The following is an 11,993-nucleotide window of genomic DNA, read 5'->3' on the forward strand; positions in this document are numbered from 1 at the left end:
AGCGTCAGCAACTGACGCGGAACGAACACTCTAGCATGCCCATGGCGCCAGCAAAGGCGGGAGCGAGGCGAAAAAAAGCGCCGGGGAGGACCCGGCGCAAGCGTCATGGGGAGGGCTGGGTGAAACAATCAATTCTCATCGACGGCGCCATCCTTGCCCCAGGTACCGCCGGATACGCCTTCGCCCTGCCAGGCGCTCATGCCCTCATTGCGGGTGCGAAGTGCTTCGGACTCCTGGTCGAACCAATCCCGCTCGTACTCGGGGAAGCTCTCGAGATCCTCGCTGTTGGCATCGATCAGCACGCGATGGGTCACGTAGCCGTCACCGAACGGACGATCTTCGTCGCGGTTGCTCTCGACGCTAATGTCCTTGATGTCCGCCACGATCTCGCGACCGCCCATGCCAAGGATCTCGCCGGTCTCGATCACCAGCGCACTGACTTTCTGCTGATCGTCGAGCAGGATGTCTTCCACTTCACCAACGTCTTCGTCGGGATTGTCGCGGAGATAGACATCAGCATCGGTCAGGTCATCCACAGAGTACAGTCCCTGCGCTTGGGCCGACTCCTGCTGGTTCTGCTGGTGCTGTTGATCCTTCTGCTGCTCGTCTTCATTGGCGATGGCCTGACCGCCAAAGGCCAAGCCGCCGCTTACGGCTGCTACTGCGATGGTAAGTAGATGCTTCTGCATGATCGCTCTCCTGTCCATGGTTCGGATCTTGCCAATCGATGGGTGCCCAATCTCCCGTCTAGAGATTGCGTGCCCATTCATCTGCCTGGCGTTCCGCTTCTTCGCGCTCCAGGCCATAGCGCTGTTGCAACTTGCCTATCAGCTGCTCCCGCTTGCCAGCGATCTGGTCGAGTTCCTCGTCGCTGAACTCGCCCCAACTGGCGCGGGCCTTGCCCATGTACTCTTTCCACTTGCCTTCGATCTGATCCCAGTTCATCTCGCCACTCCATCCGTGAGTGATATCGGCATTCACTTCGTCAAGCTAGAACATGCTCCTGGCACTGTAAGTCAAAGTTGGTTTCGGACTGTTTCCAAGGGTAATTAGAGTTTCGCCTGCGCCGCTGGATTGTCTCGCCAGGAAATACCCGCCAAGAACAGGCGCTAAGCCAGCAGGCGCCGGAAAGCGCGCAGTATCAGAGGTAATGACAACATCAAGACCGTGATCCGCAGCAGGTGGTGAGACGTCACGAAGGCGGGGTCGATACCGAGCGAAAGGGCCACCAGGCTCAGCTCCGGGGCGCCGCCGGGCATGTTGGCCAGCAGCGCAGCCGCCATGGAGTAGCCGGTCACGACATGGATACTCCAGGCGGCCGCGATGGCAACCAGCATCAGCGCCGCGGCTTGCAGTATTGCCATCTTCAGGTTGTAGGCCACTGCGGCAAGCGGCGTTCCGCCGAAACGGATGCCCACCGAGACCCCGATGATGACCTGGGCGATGGCCAACACCGAAGGGGGGACAACCGCGTGAGTCAGGCCGGTGAGGTGAAGTGTCGCCGATACCAGCGCGGGGCCGAACAGGAAGGCATTGGGCAGGCGCAGCAGGCGGCCCAGGCCGATGCCGATCACACCGGAGCCCAGCAGCCAGGCGATATCGAAGAGGGAGGGAAACCACAGCCAGGAGGCGGCACTGGCCGGTCGCATGCCGAGCTCGACATGACCCAGCACGTCGAGCAGCGGAGGTATCGCAAGCAGCAAAACCAGAATGCGGGTGGCGTGGGTCAGGCCGACGATGCGCAGGTCAGCTCCCGACTCCATGGCCATGGCCGTGACTGCCGAAACGCCGCCGGGTATGCCGGCGTACAGTGAGGTCTCGACCGAATACCCCGCCACGCGATGCGCGAACCAGAACGAAAAAGCCCACATCACGGCCGTGGCGCACAGCATCATGCCGAGGCTGATCGTCCACGCCGAGACGTCGCCGGCCATGCCGGGAGAAAAGGCCGAGCCCAGCATCACGCCGATCACCGCCAGCACGGCCTTGCGCGCCGACCCCGGGCCGCGCAGCCGCATCCCGGCCAGGCTGGGCAGGGTCGTCGCCAGCATGGCGCCCAGCAGCCAGGGCAGCGGCAGACCGATCCAGTAAGCGAGGCCGCCGCCGAGCAGGCCCAGCAGCAGGGTGGGGAGGAAAGCGCGCAGGGCGTCGAATCGGGTTCGCTTCGAAAGGGGCGATTTCGAGAGGGGCAAAGTCGGTATCCGCAACAGCAAGGAGAAATGCCGGGGCTAGGCCCCGGCTTGGTTCAGGCGCGTCCCAGGCGCGCCTTCATCATCTTGGGCAGCAGCCACGGTAGCACCAGCAGCGCCGCGGCGGCGATCCACAGGCCCAGCGAGATGCCCGAGCGCCACAGGATCTCCACCTCGCCACCGCTGATCGACAGGGCGCGGCGCAGGTTCTGCTCCATCAGCCCGCCGAGCACGTAACCGAGGATCACCGGTGCCAGCGAGAAACCCAGCTTGCGCAGCAGGTAACCGAACACGCCGATGATCAGCATGAGGTAGATGGCGGTGAGGTCGGAGTGGAGCTGGTAGACGCCGACGAAGGCCAGGATGGCGATACCCGGCACCAGCACCCAGCGCGGGATGGTTAGCACCCGGGCGAACACCCCGGCGAGCGGCAGGTTGAGTGCCAGCAGCACCAGGTTGCCGATGTACAGCGAAGCGATCAGGCCGCCGGCGACTTCCGGGCGCTCGCTGAACATCATCGGCCCGGGGGTGATGTTATAGAGCATCAGCGCGCCGAGCAGCACGGCGGTGGTGCCGGAACCGGGAATGCCCAGGGTCAGCATCGGCACGAACGAACCGGCGGCGGCGGCATTGTTGGCCGACTCCGGTGCCGCCAGGCCACGCATGTCGCCGCTGCCGAAGGTGCCTTCCTTGTCGGAGAGGCGCTTCTCGGTGGTGTAGGAGACCGCACCGGCCACCGATGCCCCGGTACCTGGCAGCACGCCGATGATGAAACCGATCAGCCCCGAGCGCAGCATGGCGCCCTTGCAGTGGAGCACCTCCTTGAGGGTGACGAACACGCGCCCCAGCGGGGGGATATCACCGTCGGCATCCTTGCGGTTGGCATGCTCGAGCATCAGCAGGATCTCGCTGATGGCGAATAGGCCGATGATCATCACCACGAAGTCGATGCCGTCATAGAGTTCGGGCATGCCGAAGGTGTAGCGCAGCACCCCGGTACCGGAATCGACGCCGACGGTGCCGATCAGCACGCCAAGCACCGCGCCGATGGCGGTCTTGGTCGGGTCCTTGCCCATCATCACCGACATCGAGGCGAAGGCGAACACCATCAGGGCGAAGAACTCGGCGGGGCCGAACATCACCGCGACTTCCGCCAGCAGCGGGGCGAACAGCGTCAGGCCGAGAATGGCGAGGGTCGCGCCGACGAAGGAGCTGACCGCCGACAGGCCCAGCGCCGGGCCGGCGAGCCCCTGCTTGGCCAGCGGATGGCCGTCGAGGGTGGTCATCACCGCACCGGCATCGCCGGGCACGTTGAGCAGGATGCTCGACATGCGTCCGCCGTATTCGGCCCCGGTATAGATGCCGGCGAGCAGGATCAACGCCGACTCGGCCGGCAGCCCCAGGGTATAGGCCAGCGGCATCAGAATGGCGATGCCGTTGATCGGGCCGATGCCGGGCAGGGCGCCGAACAGCGTGCCGAGCAGGGCGCCGAGGAAGGCCAGCCCGAGATTCAGCGGGCTCAGCGCAACGCCGAAGCCCTGGATCAGGAAATCGAACATGAGGGCGTTCCTCTAGAGTAAGGGGCGCAGCCAGTCACCGCTGGGCAGCGAGATCCCAAGCCCCGCGGTGAACAGGTAATAGCTGCCCACGGCCATCAGCACGCCGGTCAGCAGCGCCTTGCCCCAGGGGGCGGCAAAGGCCCGCGCCAGCGCGACCGCCGCCAGCAGGGTGGTGATGACGAAGCCCAGCCGCGTGAACAGCAGCGCATACACCAGCAGCACACCGAGCACTGCCAGCAGCCTCACGGCGAGGGCGCGGTCGGGCCAGTGACCGTTGCTGCCGGGCTTGAGTACCAGCACCAGCGACAGCGCGGCGAGCAGGATCGACAGGATCAGCGGAAAGGCCTTGGGCCCCACCGGGTCGTAGCTGAAGGGCACGTGAAGCCTGACGGCCTGGACGGCGACGAACGCCGCCAGACCGATCAGGCACAGGCCCAGCACTCGGTCGGCGGCGAGCTTCATTGGCTCAGACCCACTTCATCGGCAAGTGACTGGAACTGCGCGACCTGCTCCTGGACGTAGCTGTCGAAGTCGGGCCCGAAGCGCGACATCGGGAACAGCCCGCGGGCCTCGCGCAGCTCGGCGAACTGCTCCGACTCGGAAAGCTCGGTGAGCCGCTCGACCCAGGCGGCGTAGGCTTCGTCGTCGACCTCGGGTCCCATGTAGTAGCCGCGCCAGATCGGCCACTCCACGTCGTAGCCCTGCTCGGCGGCGGTGGGAATCTCGGCATAGGGGCCGTCCATGCGCTCTTCGGAGAGGGCCGCCAGCACGCGGATCTTGCCGCTCTCGAGCTGCGACTTGAGCTCGGAGAGGTCGCCGGTGAAGACCTGGATGTGGTCGCCGAGCAGCGCCGCCAGCGCCTCGCCGCCACCCTCGAAGGCGACGTAGCGCAGATCCTGTGGCGCAATGTCGGCGGACTTGGCGGTCAGCGCCGCCTTCATCCAGTCCTGGCTGCCGATCGTGCCGCCGGCGCCGAAGGCGATCTCGCCGGGGCTCTCGCGCAGATCGTCCATCAGCTCGTCGAGGTTCTGCCAGGGCGCATCGGCACTGACCACGATGGCGCCATAGTCGACGCCCAGGGCGCCCAGCCAGCGCACTTCGGTGGCGTCGTACTGGCCGAACTTGCCCAGCGCCAGATTGACCGCCGCGCCGGTGCTGGCCGCCACGATCAGGTTGGGATCGTCCTTGCGCACGCCGTTGACATGGTTGTAAGCCACGGCACCGATGCCGCCCGGCATGTAGGTGACGACCATCGGCTGGTCGATCAGCCCGGTCTCCTGCAGGCCGTTGGCCGCCAGGCGGCAGGTCAGGTCGTAGCCGCCGCCCGGCTTGGCCGGGGCTATGCACTCGGTGGAATCGGATTGGGCCTGGGCGCCGCCGGCAACCAGCATGCCGCCCAGCAGGGCTAGCCCGGAGCAGTGACGCAAAGCCTTGTTGATCTTCATGGCGAACTCCTGTTCTCTTGTTCTGGGAATGCGGAGAGGGATTTCCCCGCCTGACATCGCCGTGGATGCCAGAACGGCCATGCTAGGTGCCCAACCTTTCATCAACCTGTCATCTCGCCACCGCCTCATAGGACTTTGGTCGTATGCGCCTGCTCGTCGTCGAGGACGATCCTCTCATTGCCCGTTCGCTGCACCAGGCCCTGACGCCGCTGGGCAATACCGTCGAGGGCTTCGCGCGCCATGCCGAGGCCAGTGCGGCGCTGCGCCACGACCGCTTCGACCTGATCCTGCTCGACCTGGGCCTGCCCGACGGCGACGGCCTGACGCTGCTCGGCGAACTGCGCGAGCGCGGCGACACCACCCCGGTACTGATCCTCACCGCCCGCGACGGCATCGACGACCGCGTGCGCGGGCTCGACCTGGGGGCCGACGACTACCTCGCCAAGCCGTTCTCGCTCGCCGAGCTCGAGGCGCGGGTGCGCGCCCTGCTGCGGCGCAGCCAGCAGCGCAGCGACAACCGCCTGCGCCTCGGCGCGCTGTGCTTCGACCCGGCCCTGGGCGTAGCCACGCTGCATGACGAGCCCCTCGAGCTGCCGCGCCGCGAGCTGTGCCTGCTGGAAGACCTGCTGCTGCATGCCGGCAGCATCACCCCGCGCGAGATGCTCGAGAACCGGCTGTTCGGTTTCGGTGAGGTGGGCTCCAATGCCCTGGAGGTCTACATCAGCCGCCTGCGCAAGCGGCTGAAGGACAGCGGGCTGCGCATTCGTACCTTTCGCGGCCTGGGCTATCGGCTCGAGGAAGAGCGCGAGTGATCGAGGTCGACGGCACCCTGAAGTCGCGCCTCGCGGTATGGCTGTCCGTCACCGTCACTGCGCTGGGCGCGCTGCTGCTGGTCGAGGCCTATTTCAGCTCGCAGCGCGCCGCCCAGCGCGCCTACGACAGCCAGCTCGAATCGGCGGTGCTGACCATAGCCGAGGCGGTGCAATGGCAGGAGGGGAGGCCGGTGGTGGAAATTCCCGCCGCCGCGTTGCAGATCCTCGCCACCCGTCATCAGGAGCGGGTCTTCTACGCCGTGCTCGATGCCGAGGGGCGGCGGGTCTCGGCCAACCTGGACATGCACATTCCGGCCGAGTGGCGCGACCGGGTGGTTGAAGAAGGACCGGTGTGGACGAACGCCGAACACAGCGGCGCCGAGTGGCGCCTGCATGGCTGGGAGTTCGACTCCGCGGGGTGGGAGACCCAGGACCCGGTACAGATCTGGGTCGGCCATACCCTGGCCGGGCGCCAGGCATTGACCGCAGCGCTGTTCAAGGGCGCGGTGAGCCGCTTCCTGGTCATGGTGCTGGTCGCGGGGCTGTTGATGCTGCTGGCGATGCGGGTGGCGTTGAAGCCCATGCGTCGCCTGCGCCAGCTGCTGCGTCAGCGCGAGGCCGACGACATGCGCCCGCTCGACGCCAGGGTGCCGGAAGAGCTGCGCGAACTGGCCGAAACCCTCGATACCCTATTCGCCCGCCAGCGCGAGAGCCGCGATGCGCTGCTGCGTTTCACCGCCGATGCCAGCCACCAGCTCAAGACGCCGCTGTCGGGGCTGCAGAGCACCAGCGAGCTGGCCTTGAAGAGCGATCGGCCCGACGAATGGCACCGGGCACTGGCGGCAATCCACCAAGGGGCCGAACGCACCAGTCGCCTGGCGAGCCAGTTGCTCAGTCTGGCGCGATTGCGTCACGTTGCCGATGGCTGCGAAATGCACCGGCTCGACCTGGCGGCGCTGCTGCGCGACACCCTGTTCGACTGGGCCGGGCGCGACGTCGCCCAGGACCACGACCTGGGCCTGGCCGAACTTCCCGAAGCACCGTTGTACGTTCGCGGCGAGCCCTGGGCGCTGCGTGAACTGCTGGGTAACCTGATCGACAACGCCCTGCGCTACACGCCGCCGCATAGCGTGATCACCCTTGGCCTGGTGAAGCACGGGGGAGAAGGGAGGCACGGGGGAGAAGGGAAGCGCGGTGGAGAAGTGGAGCTCTACATCGAGGACGACGGCCCCGGCGTCTCCCCCGAGATGCTGCAGCGCCTGCACCAGCCCTTCGAGCGTGGCGGACGCCAGGACACCGAAGGCTCGGGGCTGGGGCTGGCGATCGTCGACTCCATTGCCCGGCGTCACGACGCCCGCCTCACGGTGGCGCTGCGCACGCCGCACGGGCTGAGAATCAGCATTATCTTCCCCCTGGAGAACAGCCCATGACGCCCCGCTATGTCCACGTCTTCGCGTTCATCGCTCTCCTGCTGGCGGCGGCACCGGGCCGGGCGGCGAATCCGCTCGTGGTCGAGGCGGCGCTCGACAGGGAAGTGGTCGCACCGCTGCTGGCGGCCTTCGAGCAGGCGCATCCCGACATCGAGCTGGACTTCCGCGACCGCTCCACCCTGCAGGTCGACGAGCGCGTCGCCGGGGCCGGTCCGGCGCCGGACGTGGTGATCAGCTCGGCCATGCCGTGGCAGATGGCACGCGTCAACGAAGGCTACGCCAGCCGCCTGGATTCGGCCGAGGCGCGGGCCTGGCCGGAGTGGGCCAAGTGGCGCGACGAGGTGTTCGGCTTCACCTTCGAGCCGATCGTCATGGCCTACCGTCTCGACCTGTCGCGGCACATGATGCCACCGGCTACCCATGCCGATCTGCACACACTGCTGACCGAACAGTGGGAACTGCTGCATGGACGGGTGACCACCTACTCCCCATCGCACAGCGGCGTGGGCTACACGCTGTTCCAGCAGGATGCCCGCTACACCACGCGCTTCTGGGACCTGGTCGCCGCCATGGGCAACGCCGAGGCCGTGCTCGAAGCCAATACGCGAGACATGCTCGAAGGCATCAGCGACGGGCGCTACTGGCTGGGCTACAACCTGCTGGGCTCCTACGCCATGGTATGGGCGCAGCAGCATCCCGAAGTGATCGTCCAGGTGCCCCAGGACTACTCGCTGGTGATGATGCGCATGGCGTTCATTCATCGCGATGCGCCGCACCCGGCCGCAGCCCGGCAATTCCTCGACTTCCTGCTCAGCCGCGAAGGCCAGCGGGTGATCGCCGGCGAAACGCCGCTGTTCAGCGTGCGCCCCGACGTGATCGGCCCCTACACCGCGCAGCGGCTGCGCGACCAGGTCGGCGACCGGCTCTATCCCATCCCCCTCGATGCCTCGCTGCTGGCCTTCGTCGACCCGCAGCGGCGCGATGCCTTCATGCAGCGCTGGCGGCGCGAATTCGAACGTCGCTGACCCGCCTGCAAGCCGGCCTTCGCATTGCCCGGGCCTTGGCCGGAGCGCTATAATGGTCGATTACTTTCCCCACTCCCCCACCAGCACTGGGTGTTGCCGACTATGCTACGTATGGCCCAAGAAGCTCTTACGTTCGACGACGTATTACTCGTACCCGGCTACTCGGAAGTCCTGCCCAAGGACGTCAGCCTGCGGACCCGCCTGACCCGCGATCTCTACCTCAACATCCCCCTCGTCTCCGCCGCCATGGATACCGTGACCGAAGCCCGCCTGGCCATCGCCATGGCCCAGGAAGGCGGCATCGGCATCATCCACAAGAACATGTCGGTTACCGCCCAGGCGGCCGAGGTGCGCAAGGTCAAGAAGCACGAGAGCGTGATCGTCAAGGACCCGGTGACCGTCGGGCCCAAGGCCAAGCTCGAGGACCTGCTGGCAATGGCCCAGGAATACGGCTTCTCCGGCTTCCCGGTGGTGGAGGGCGAGGCCCTGGTGGGGATCGTCACCGAGCGCGACATGCGCTTCCAGCCCAATCACGGCGACCGCGTGGCCGACATCATGACCCCGCGCGAGCGCCTGGTCACCGTGCCCGAGGGCACCGGGCTCGACGTCATCAAGGCCAAGATGCAGGAGCACCGGGTCGAGAAGATGCTGGTGGTCAACGACGCCTTCCACCTGCGTGGCCTGGTCACCTTCCAGGACATCGAGAAGGCGCGCACCTTCCCCAACGCCGCCAAGGACGCCGACGGCCGCCTGCTGGTGGGCGCCGCGGTGGGCACCGGCCCGGAAACCCCTGATCGCGTGGCCGCGCTGGCCGAGGCCGGCGTGGACGTGGTCATCGTCGACACCGCCCACGGTCACTCCAAGGGCGTGATCGACCGCGTGGCCTGGGTCAAGGAGCACTTCCCGCAGATCCAGGTGATCGGCGGCAACATCGCCACCGCCGCCGCCGCGCGTGCCCTTGCCGAGGCCGGTGCCGACGGCGTGAAGGTAGGCATTGGCCCCGGCTCCATCTGCACCACCCGCGTGGTGGCCGGCGTCGGCGTGCCGCAGATCACCGCGGTTTCCAACGTCGCCGAGGCGCTCAAGGAGTTCGATATCCCGCTGATCGCCGACGGCGGCGTGCGCTTCTCCGGCGACCTGGCCAAGGCCATCGCCGCTGGCGCCAGCGCGGTGATGGTGGGCGGCCTCTTGGCCGGCACCGAGGAAGCCCCGGGCGAGGTCGAGCTATTCCAGGGCCGTACCTACAAGGCCTACCGCGGCATGGGCTCGATGGGCGCCATGGCCCAGAGCCAGGGCAGCGCCGACCGCTACTTCCAGGACAAGGACGCCGGTGCCGAGAAGCTGGTGCCGGAAGGCATCGAAGGCCGCGTGCCCTACAAGGGCGTGATGGGCGCCATCGTCCACCAGCTGATGGGCGGCCTGCGCGCCTCCATGGGCTACACCGGCTGCCGCGACATCCAGGAGATGCGCACCAAGCCGGAGTTCGTGCAGATCACCGGCGCTGGCTTCGCCGAATCGCACGTGCACGACGTACAGATTACAAAAGAAGCCCCCAACTACCGAGCCGGTTAGCGGCGCCGCTGATCTGGCGCCATGCGTTGTTGAAAACGGCCTCAGCATGCTCATTGACAACCACGTCAACTCCGCTGCTTTCGGCCGTTTTCGCCTAGCCTGACGCTCAGCCAGCGACGCCGCTTGTTCGTGCCACGCCTTGCCCGCCGCCATACGTTGCCAGTAGAGACGCCCAGATGATCGACATTCACGCCCACAAGATCCTCATCCTCGACTTCGGTTCCCAGTACACCCAGCTGATCGCCCGCCGCATCCGCGAGATCGGCGTGTACTCCGAAGTGCGTGCCTTCGACATTACCGAGGAAGAGATCCGCGAATACGCCCCCAACGGCATCATCCTCTCCGGCGGCCCGGAATCCACCGTGGCGGCCGGCTCGCCCCGCGCGCCGGAGTGCGTGTTCGAGATGGGCCTGCCGGTGCTCGGCATCTGCTACGGCATGCAGACCATGGCGGTGCAGCTCGGCGGCGAAGTGGAGGGCTCCAACAAGCAGGAGTTCGGCTACGCCCAGGTCAAGATCGACGGCAGCGACGACCTGTTTCGCGACATCAAGGACCACGTGGACCACGACGGCAAGGCGCTGCTCGACGTGTGGATGAGCCACGGCGACAAGGTCGCCCGGGTGCCCGACACCTTTGCCGTGACCGCCTCCACCCCCAGCTGCCCCGTGGCCGCCATGACCTGGCCGGAGAAGCGCTTCTACGCCGTGCAGTTCCACCCCGAGGTGACCCACACCCTGCAAGGCATGCGCATCCTCGAGCACTTCGTGGTGGGCATCTGCGGCGCCGAGAAGCTGTGGACCCCGGCGCGCATCATCGAAGACCAGATCGCCCGCGTGCGCGACCAGGTCGGCGACCGCCACGTGCTGCTCGGCCTCTCCGGCGGCGTGGACTCCTCGGTGGTGGCCGCGCTCCTGCACCGCGCCATCGGCGACCAGCTCACCTGCGTATTCGTCGACAACGGCCTGCTGCGCAAGAACGAAGGCGACCAGGTCATGGAAACCTTCGCTCAGCACATGGGCGTGAAGGTGATCCGCGTGGACGCCGAAGAACTGTTCCTCTCCAAGCTGAAAGGGGAGAACGACCCGGAAGCCAAGCGCAAGATCATCGGCAACACCTTCATCGACGTGTTCGATGAAGAGGCCAGCAAGATCGAGGGCGTCGACTTCCTGGCCCAGGGCACCATCTACCCCGACGTGATCGAATCCGCCGCCAGCAAGACCGGCAAGGCCCACGTGATCAAGTCGCACCACAACGTCGGCGGCCTGCCCGAGACCATGAAGCTGCAGCTGGTCGAACCGCTGCGCGAACTGTTCAAGGACGAAGTGCGCAAGCTCGGCCTGGAACTCGGCCTGCCCTACGACATGGTGTACCGCCACCCCTTCCCGGGGCCTGGCCTGGGCGTGCGCATCCTCGGGGAAGTGAAGAAGGAGTACGCCGACATCCTGCGCGAAGCCGACGCCATCTTCATCGAGGAACTGCACAACGCCGACTGGTACCACAAGACCAGCCAGGCCTTTGCCGTGTTCCTGCCGGTGAAATCCGTCGGCGTGGTCGGCGACGGCCGCCGCTACGAATGGGTCATCGCCCTGCGCGCCGTGGAAACCATAGACTTCATGACCGCACGCTGGGCCCACCTGCCGTACGAGCTGCTGGAGAAAGTCTCCAACCGCATCATCAACGAGATCCGCGGCGTCTCCCGCGTGACCTACGACGTCAGCAGCAAGCCGCCCGCGACGATCGAGTGGGAGTGATCACATGTTAGGAAGTGGCTGGCACTAACCGGCGATGCTATAAGCCCATGTTTTTTCATGGGCTTTTTTGTTATTTGTCTTTGGGGCTGTCTGGCAACTTTTGGCAGTGGGGAAACGCCTCTTGAGCGTGGTATCCAAGGTGGTATTAGTGGAAGTGGGGCTCTTCTGTGGCACCATGAGTACGAAATAGACTAGGGGAATTTCATCGAC

General features: G+C 66.3%; 11 protein-coding genes. 5 read left to right on the forward strand and 6 right to left on the reverse strand.

The window, feature by feature from the left end:
• Positions 1-128 precede the first annotated feature (128 nt).
• The 6 genes from HNO53_RS02925 to HNO53_RS02950 all read right to left on the reverse strand — a co-directional run bounded on the left by HNO53_RS02925 (position 129) and on the right by HNO53_RS02950 (position 5,193).
• Positions 129-689, reverse strand: coding sequence for a PRC-barrel domain-containing protein (locus HNO53_RS02925; protein WP_209476099.1), 561 nt, complete (start codon positions 687-689; stop codon positions 129-131).
• Positions 690-747: 58 nt separating this feature from the next.
• The gene (locus tag HNO53_RS02930) at positions 748-945 is read right to left on the reverse strand and encodes a CsbD family protein (RefSeq protein ID WP_167112124.1); all 198 of its coding nucleotides are present in this window, start codon (positions 943-945) and stop codon (positions 748-750) included.
• A gap of 164 nt (positions 946-1,109) precedes the next feature.
• Entirely contained in the window at positions 1,110-2,192 is a 1,083-nt protein-coding gene (locus tag HNO53_RS02935) for an AbrB family transcriptional regulator (RefSeq protein WP_209476101.1), read from the reverse strand.
• 53 nt (positions 2,193-2,245) lie between these two features.
• Positions 2,246-3,748, reverse strand: coding sequence for a tripartite tricarboxylate transporter permease (locus HNO53_RS02940; protein ID WP_209476102.1), 1,503 nt, complete (start codon positions 3,746-3,748; stop codon positions 2,246-2,248).
• A 12-nt stretch (positions 3,749-3,760) separates the two neighbouring features.
• Positions 3,761-4,210, reverse strand: coding sequence for a tripartite tricarboxylate transporter TctB family protein (locus tag HNO53_RS02945; protein ID WP_209476104.1), 450 nt, complete (start codon positions 4,208-4,210; stop codon positions 3,761-3,763).
• Complete coding sequence (locus tag HNO53_RS02950) at positions 4,207-5,193, reverse strand: Bug family tripartite tricarboxylate transporter substrate binding protein (protein WP_209476106.1); 987 nt, start codon at positions 5,191-5,193, stop codon at positions 4,207-4,209. The genes HNO53_RS02945 and HNO53_RS02950 overlap by 4 nt, the downstream gene beginning before the upstream one ends.
• Before the next feature lie 143 nt (positions 5,194-5,336).
• Here HNO53_RS02950 and HNO53_RS02955 point away from each other — a divergent pair, with 143 nt between their 5' ends.
• The 5 genes from HNO53_RS02955 (at position 5,337) to guaA (ending at position 11,783) form a co-directional block, all read left to right on the forward strand.
• On the forward strand, positions 5,337-6,005 hold the full coding sequence (locus HNO53_RS02955; RefSeq protein WP_209476108.1) for a response regulator: 669 nt from the start codon (positions 5,337-5,339) through the stop codon (positions 6,003-6,005).
• Positions 6,002-7,435, forward strand: a complete 1,434-nt coding sequence (locus HNO53_RS02960; RefSeq protein WP_209476110.1) for a sensor histidine kinase — start codon at positions 6,002-6,004, stop codon at positions 7,433-7,435. Before HNO53_RS02955 ends, HNO53_RS02960 begins: the two co-directional genes overlap by 4 nt.
• A complete protein-coding gene (locus HNO53_RS02965) occupies positions 7,432-8,460 on the forward strand; it encodes an ABC transporter substrate-binding protein (RefSeq protein ID WP_209476112.1) in 1,029 nt (342 codons plus the stop codon). The genes HNO53_RS02960 and HNO53_RS02965 overlap by 4 nt, the downstream gene beginning before the upstream one ends.
• 102 nt (positions 8,461-8,562) lie before the next feature.
• A complete protein-coding gene (gene guaB / locus HNO53_RS02970) occupies positions 8,563-10,032 on the forward strand; it encodes an IMP dehydrogenase (RefSeq protein ID WP_209476114.1) in 1,470 nt (489 codons plus the stop codon).
• 176 nt (positions 10,033-10,208) lie between these two features.
• The gene (guaA, locus tag HNO53_RS02975; RefSeq protein WP_209476116.1) at positions 10,209-11,783 is read left to right on the forward strand and encodes a glutamine-hydrolyzing GMP synthase; all 1,575 of its coding nucleotides are present in this window, start codon (positions 10,209-10,211) and stop codon (positions 11,781-11,783) included.
• Positions 11,784-11,993: the final 210 nt, after the last annotated feature.

This window comes from Billgrantia antri (genome assembly GCF_017868935.1).
Classification (GTDB): domain Bacteria; phylum Pseudomonadota; class Gammaproteobacteria; order Pseudomonadales; family Halomonadaceae; genus Halomonas; species Halomonas antri.

Coding starts and splice junctions, on each gene's coding strand:
- HNO53_RS02945 (WP_209476104.1), bottom strand. CDS start 4,210: ATGAAGCTCGCCGCCGACCGAGTGCTGGGCCTGTGCCTGATCGGTCTG.
- HNO53_RS02950 (WP_209476106.1), bottom strand. CDS start 5,193: ATGAAGATCAACAAGGCTTTGCGTCACTGCTCCGGGCTAGCCCTGCTG.
- HNO53_RS02965 (WP_209476112.1), top strand. CDS start 7,432: ATGACGCCCCGCTATGTCCACGTCTTCGCGTTCATCGCTCTCCTGCTG.
- HNO53_RS02955 (WP_209476108.1), top strand. CDS start 5,337: ATGCGCCTGCTCGTCGTCGAGGACGATCCTCTCATTGCCCGTTCGCTG.
- HNO53_RS02940 (WP_209476102.1), bottom strand. CDS start 3,748: ATGTTCGATTTCCTGATCCAGGGCTTCGGCGTTGCGCTGAGCCCGCTG.
- guaB (WP_209476114.1), top strand. CDS start 8,563: ATGCTACGTATGGCCCAAGAAGCTCTTACGTTCGACGACGTATTACTC.
- HNO53_RS02925 (WP_209476099.1), bottom strand. CDS start 689: ATGCAGAAGCATCTACTTACCATCGCAGTAGCAGCCGTAAGCGGCGGC.
- guaA (WP_209476116.1), top strand. CDS start 10,209: ATGATCGACATTCACGCCCACAAGATCCTCATCCTCGACTTCGGTTCC.
- HNO53_RS02930 (WP_167112124.1), bottom strand. CDS start 945: ATGAACTGGGATCAGATCGAAGGCAAGTGGAAAGAGTACATGGGCAAG.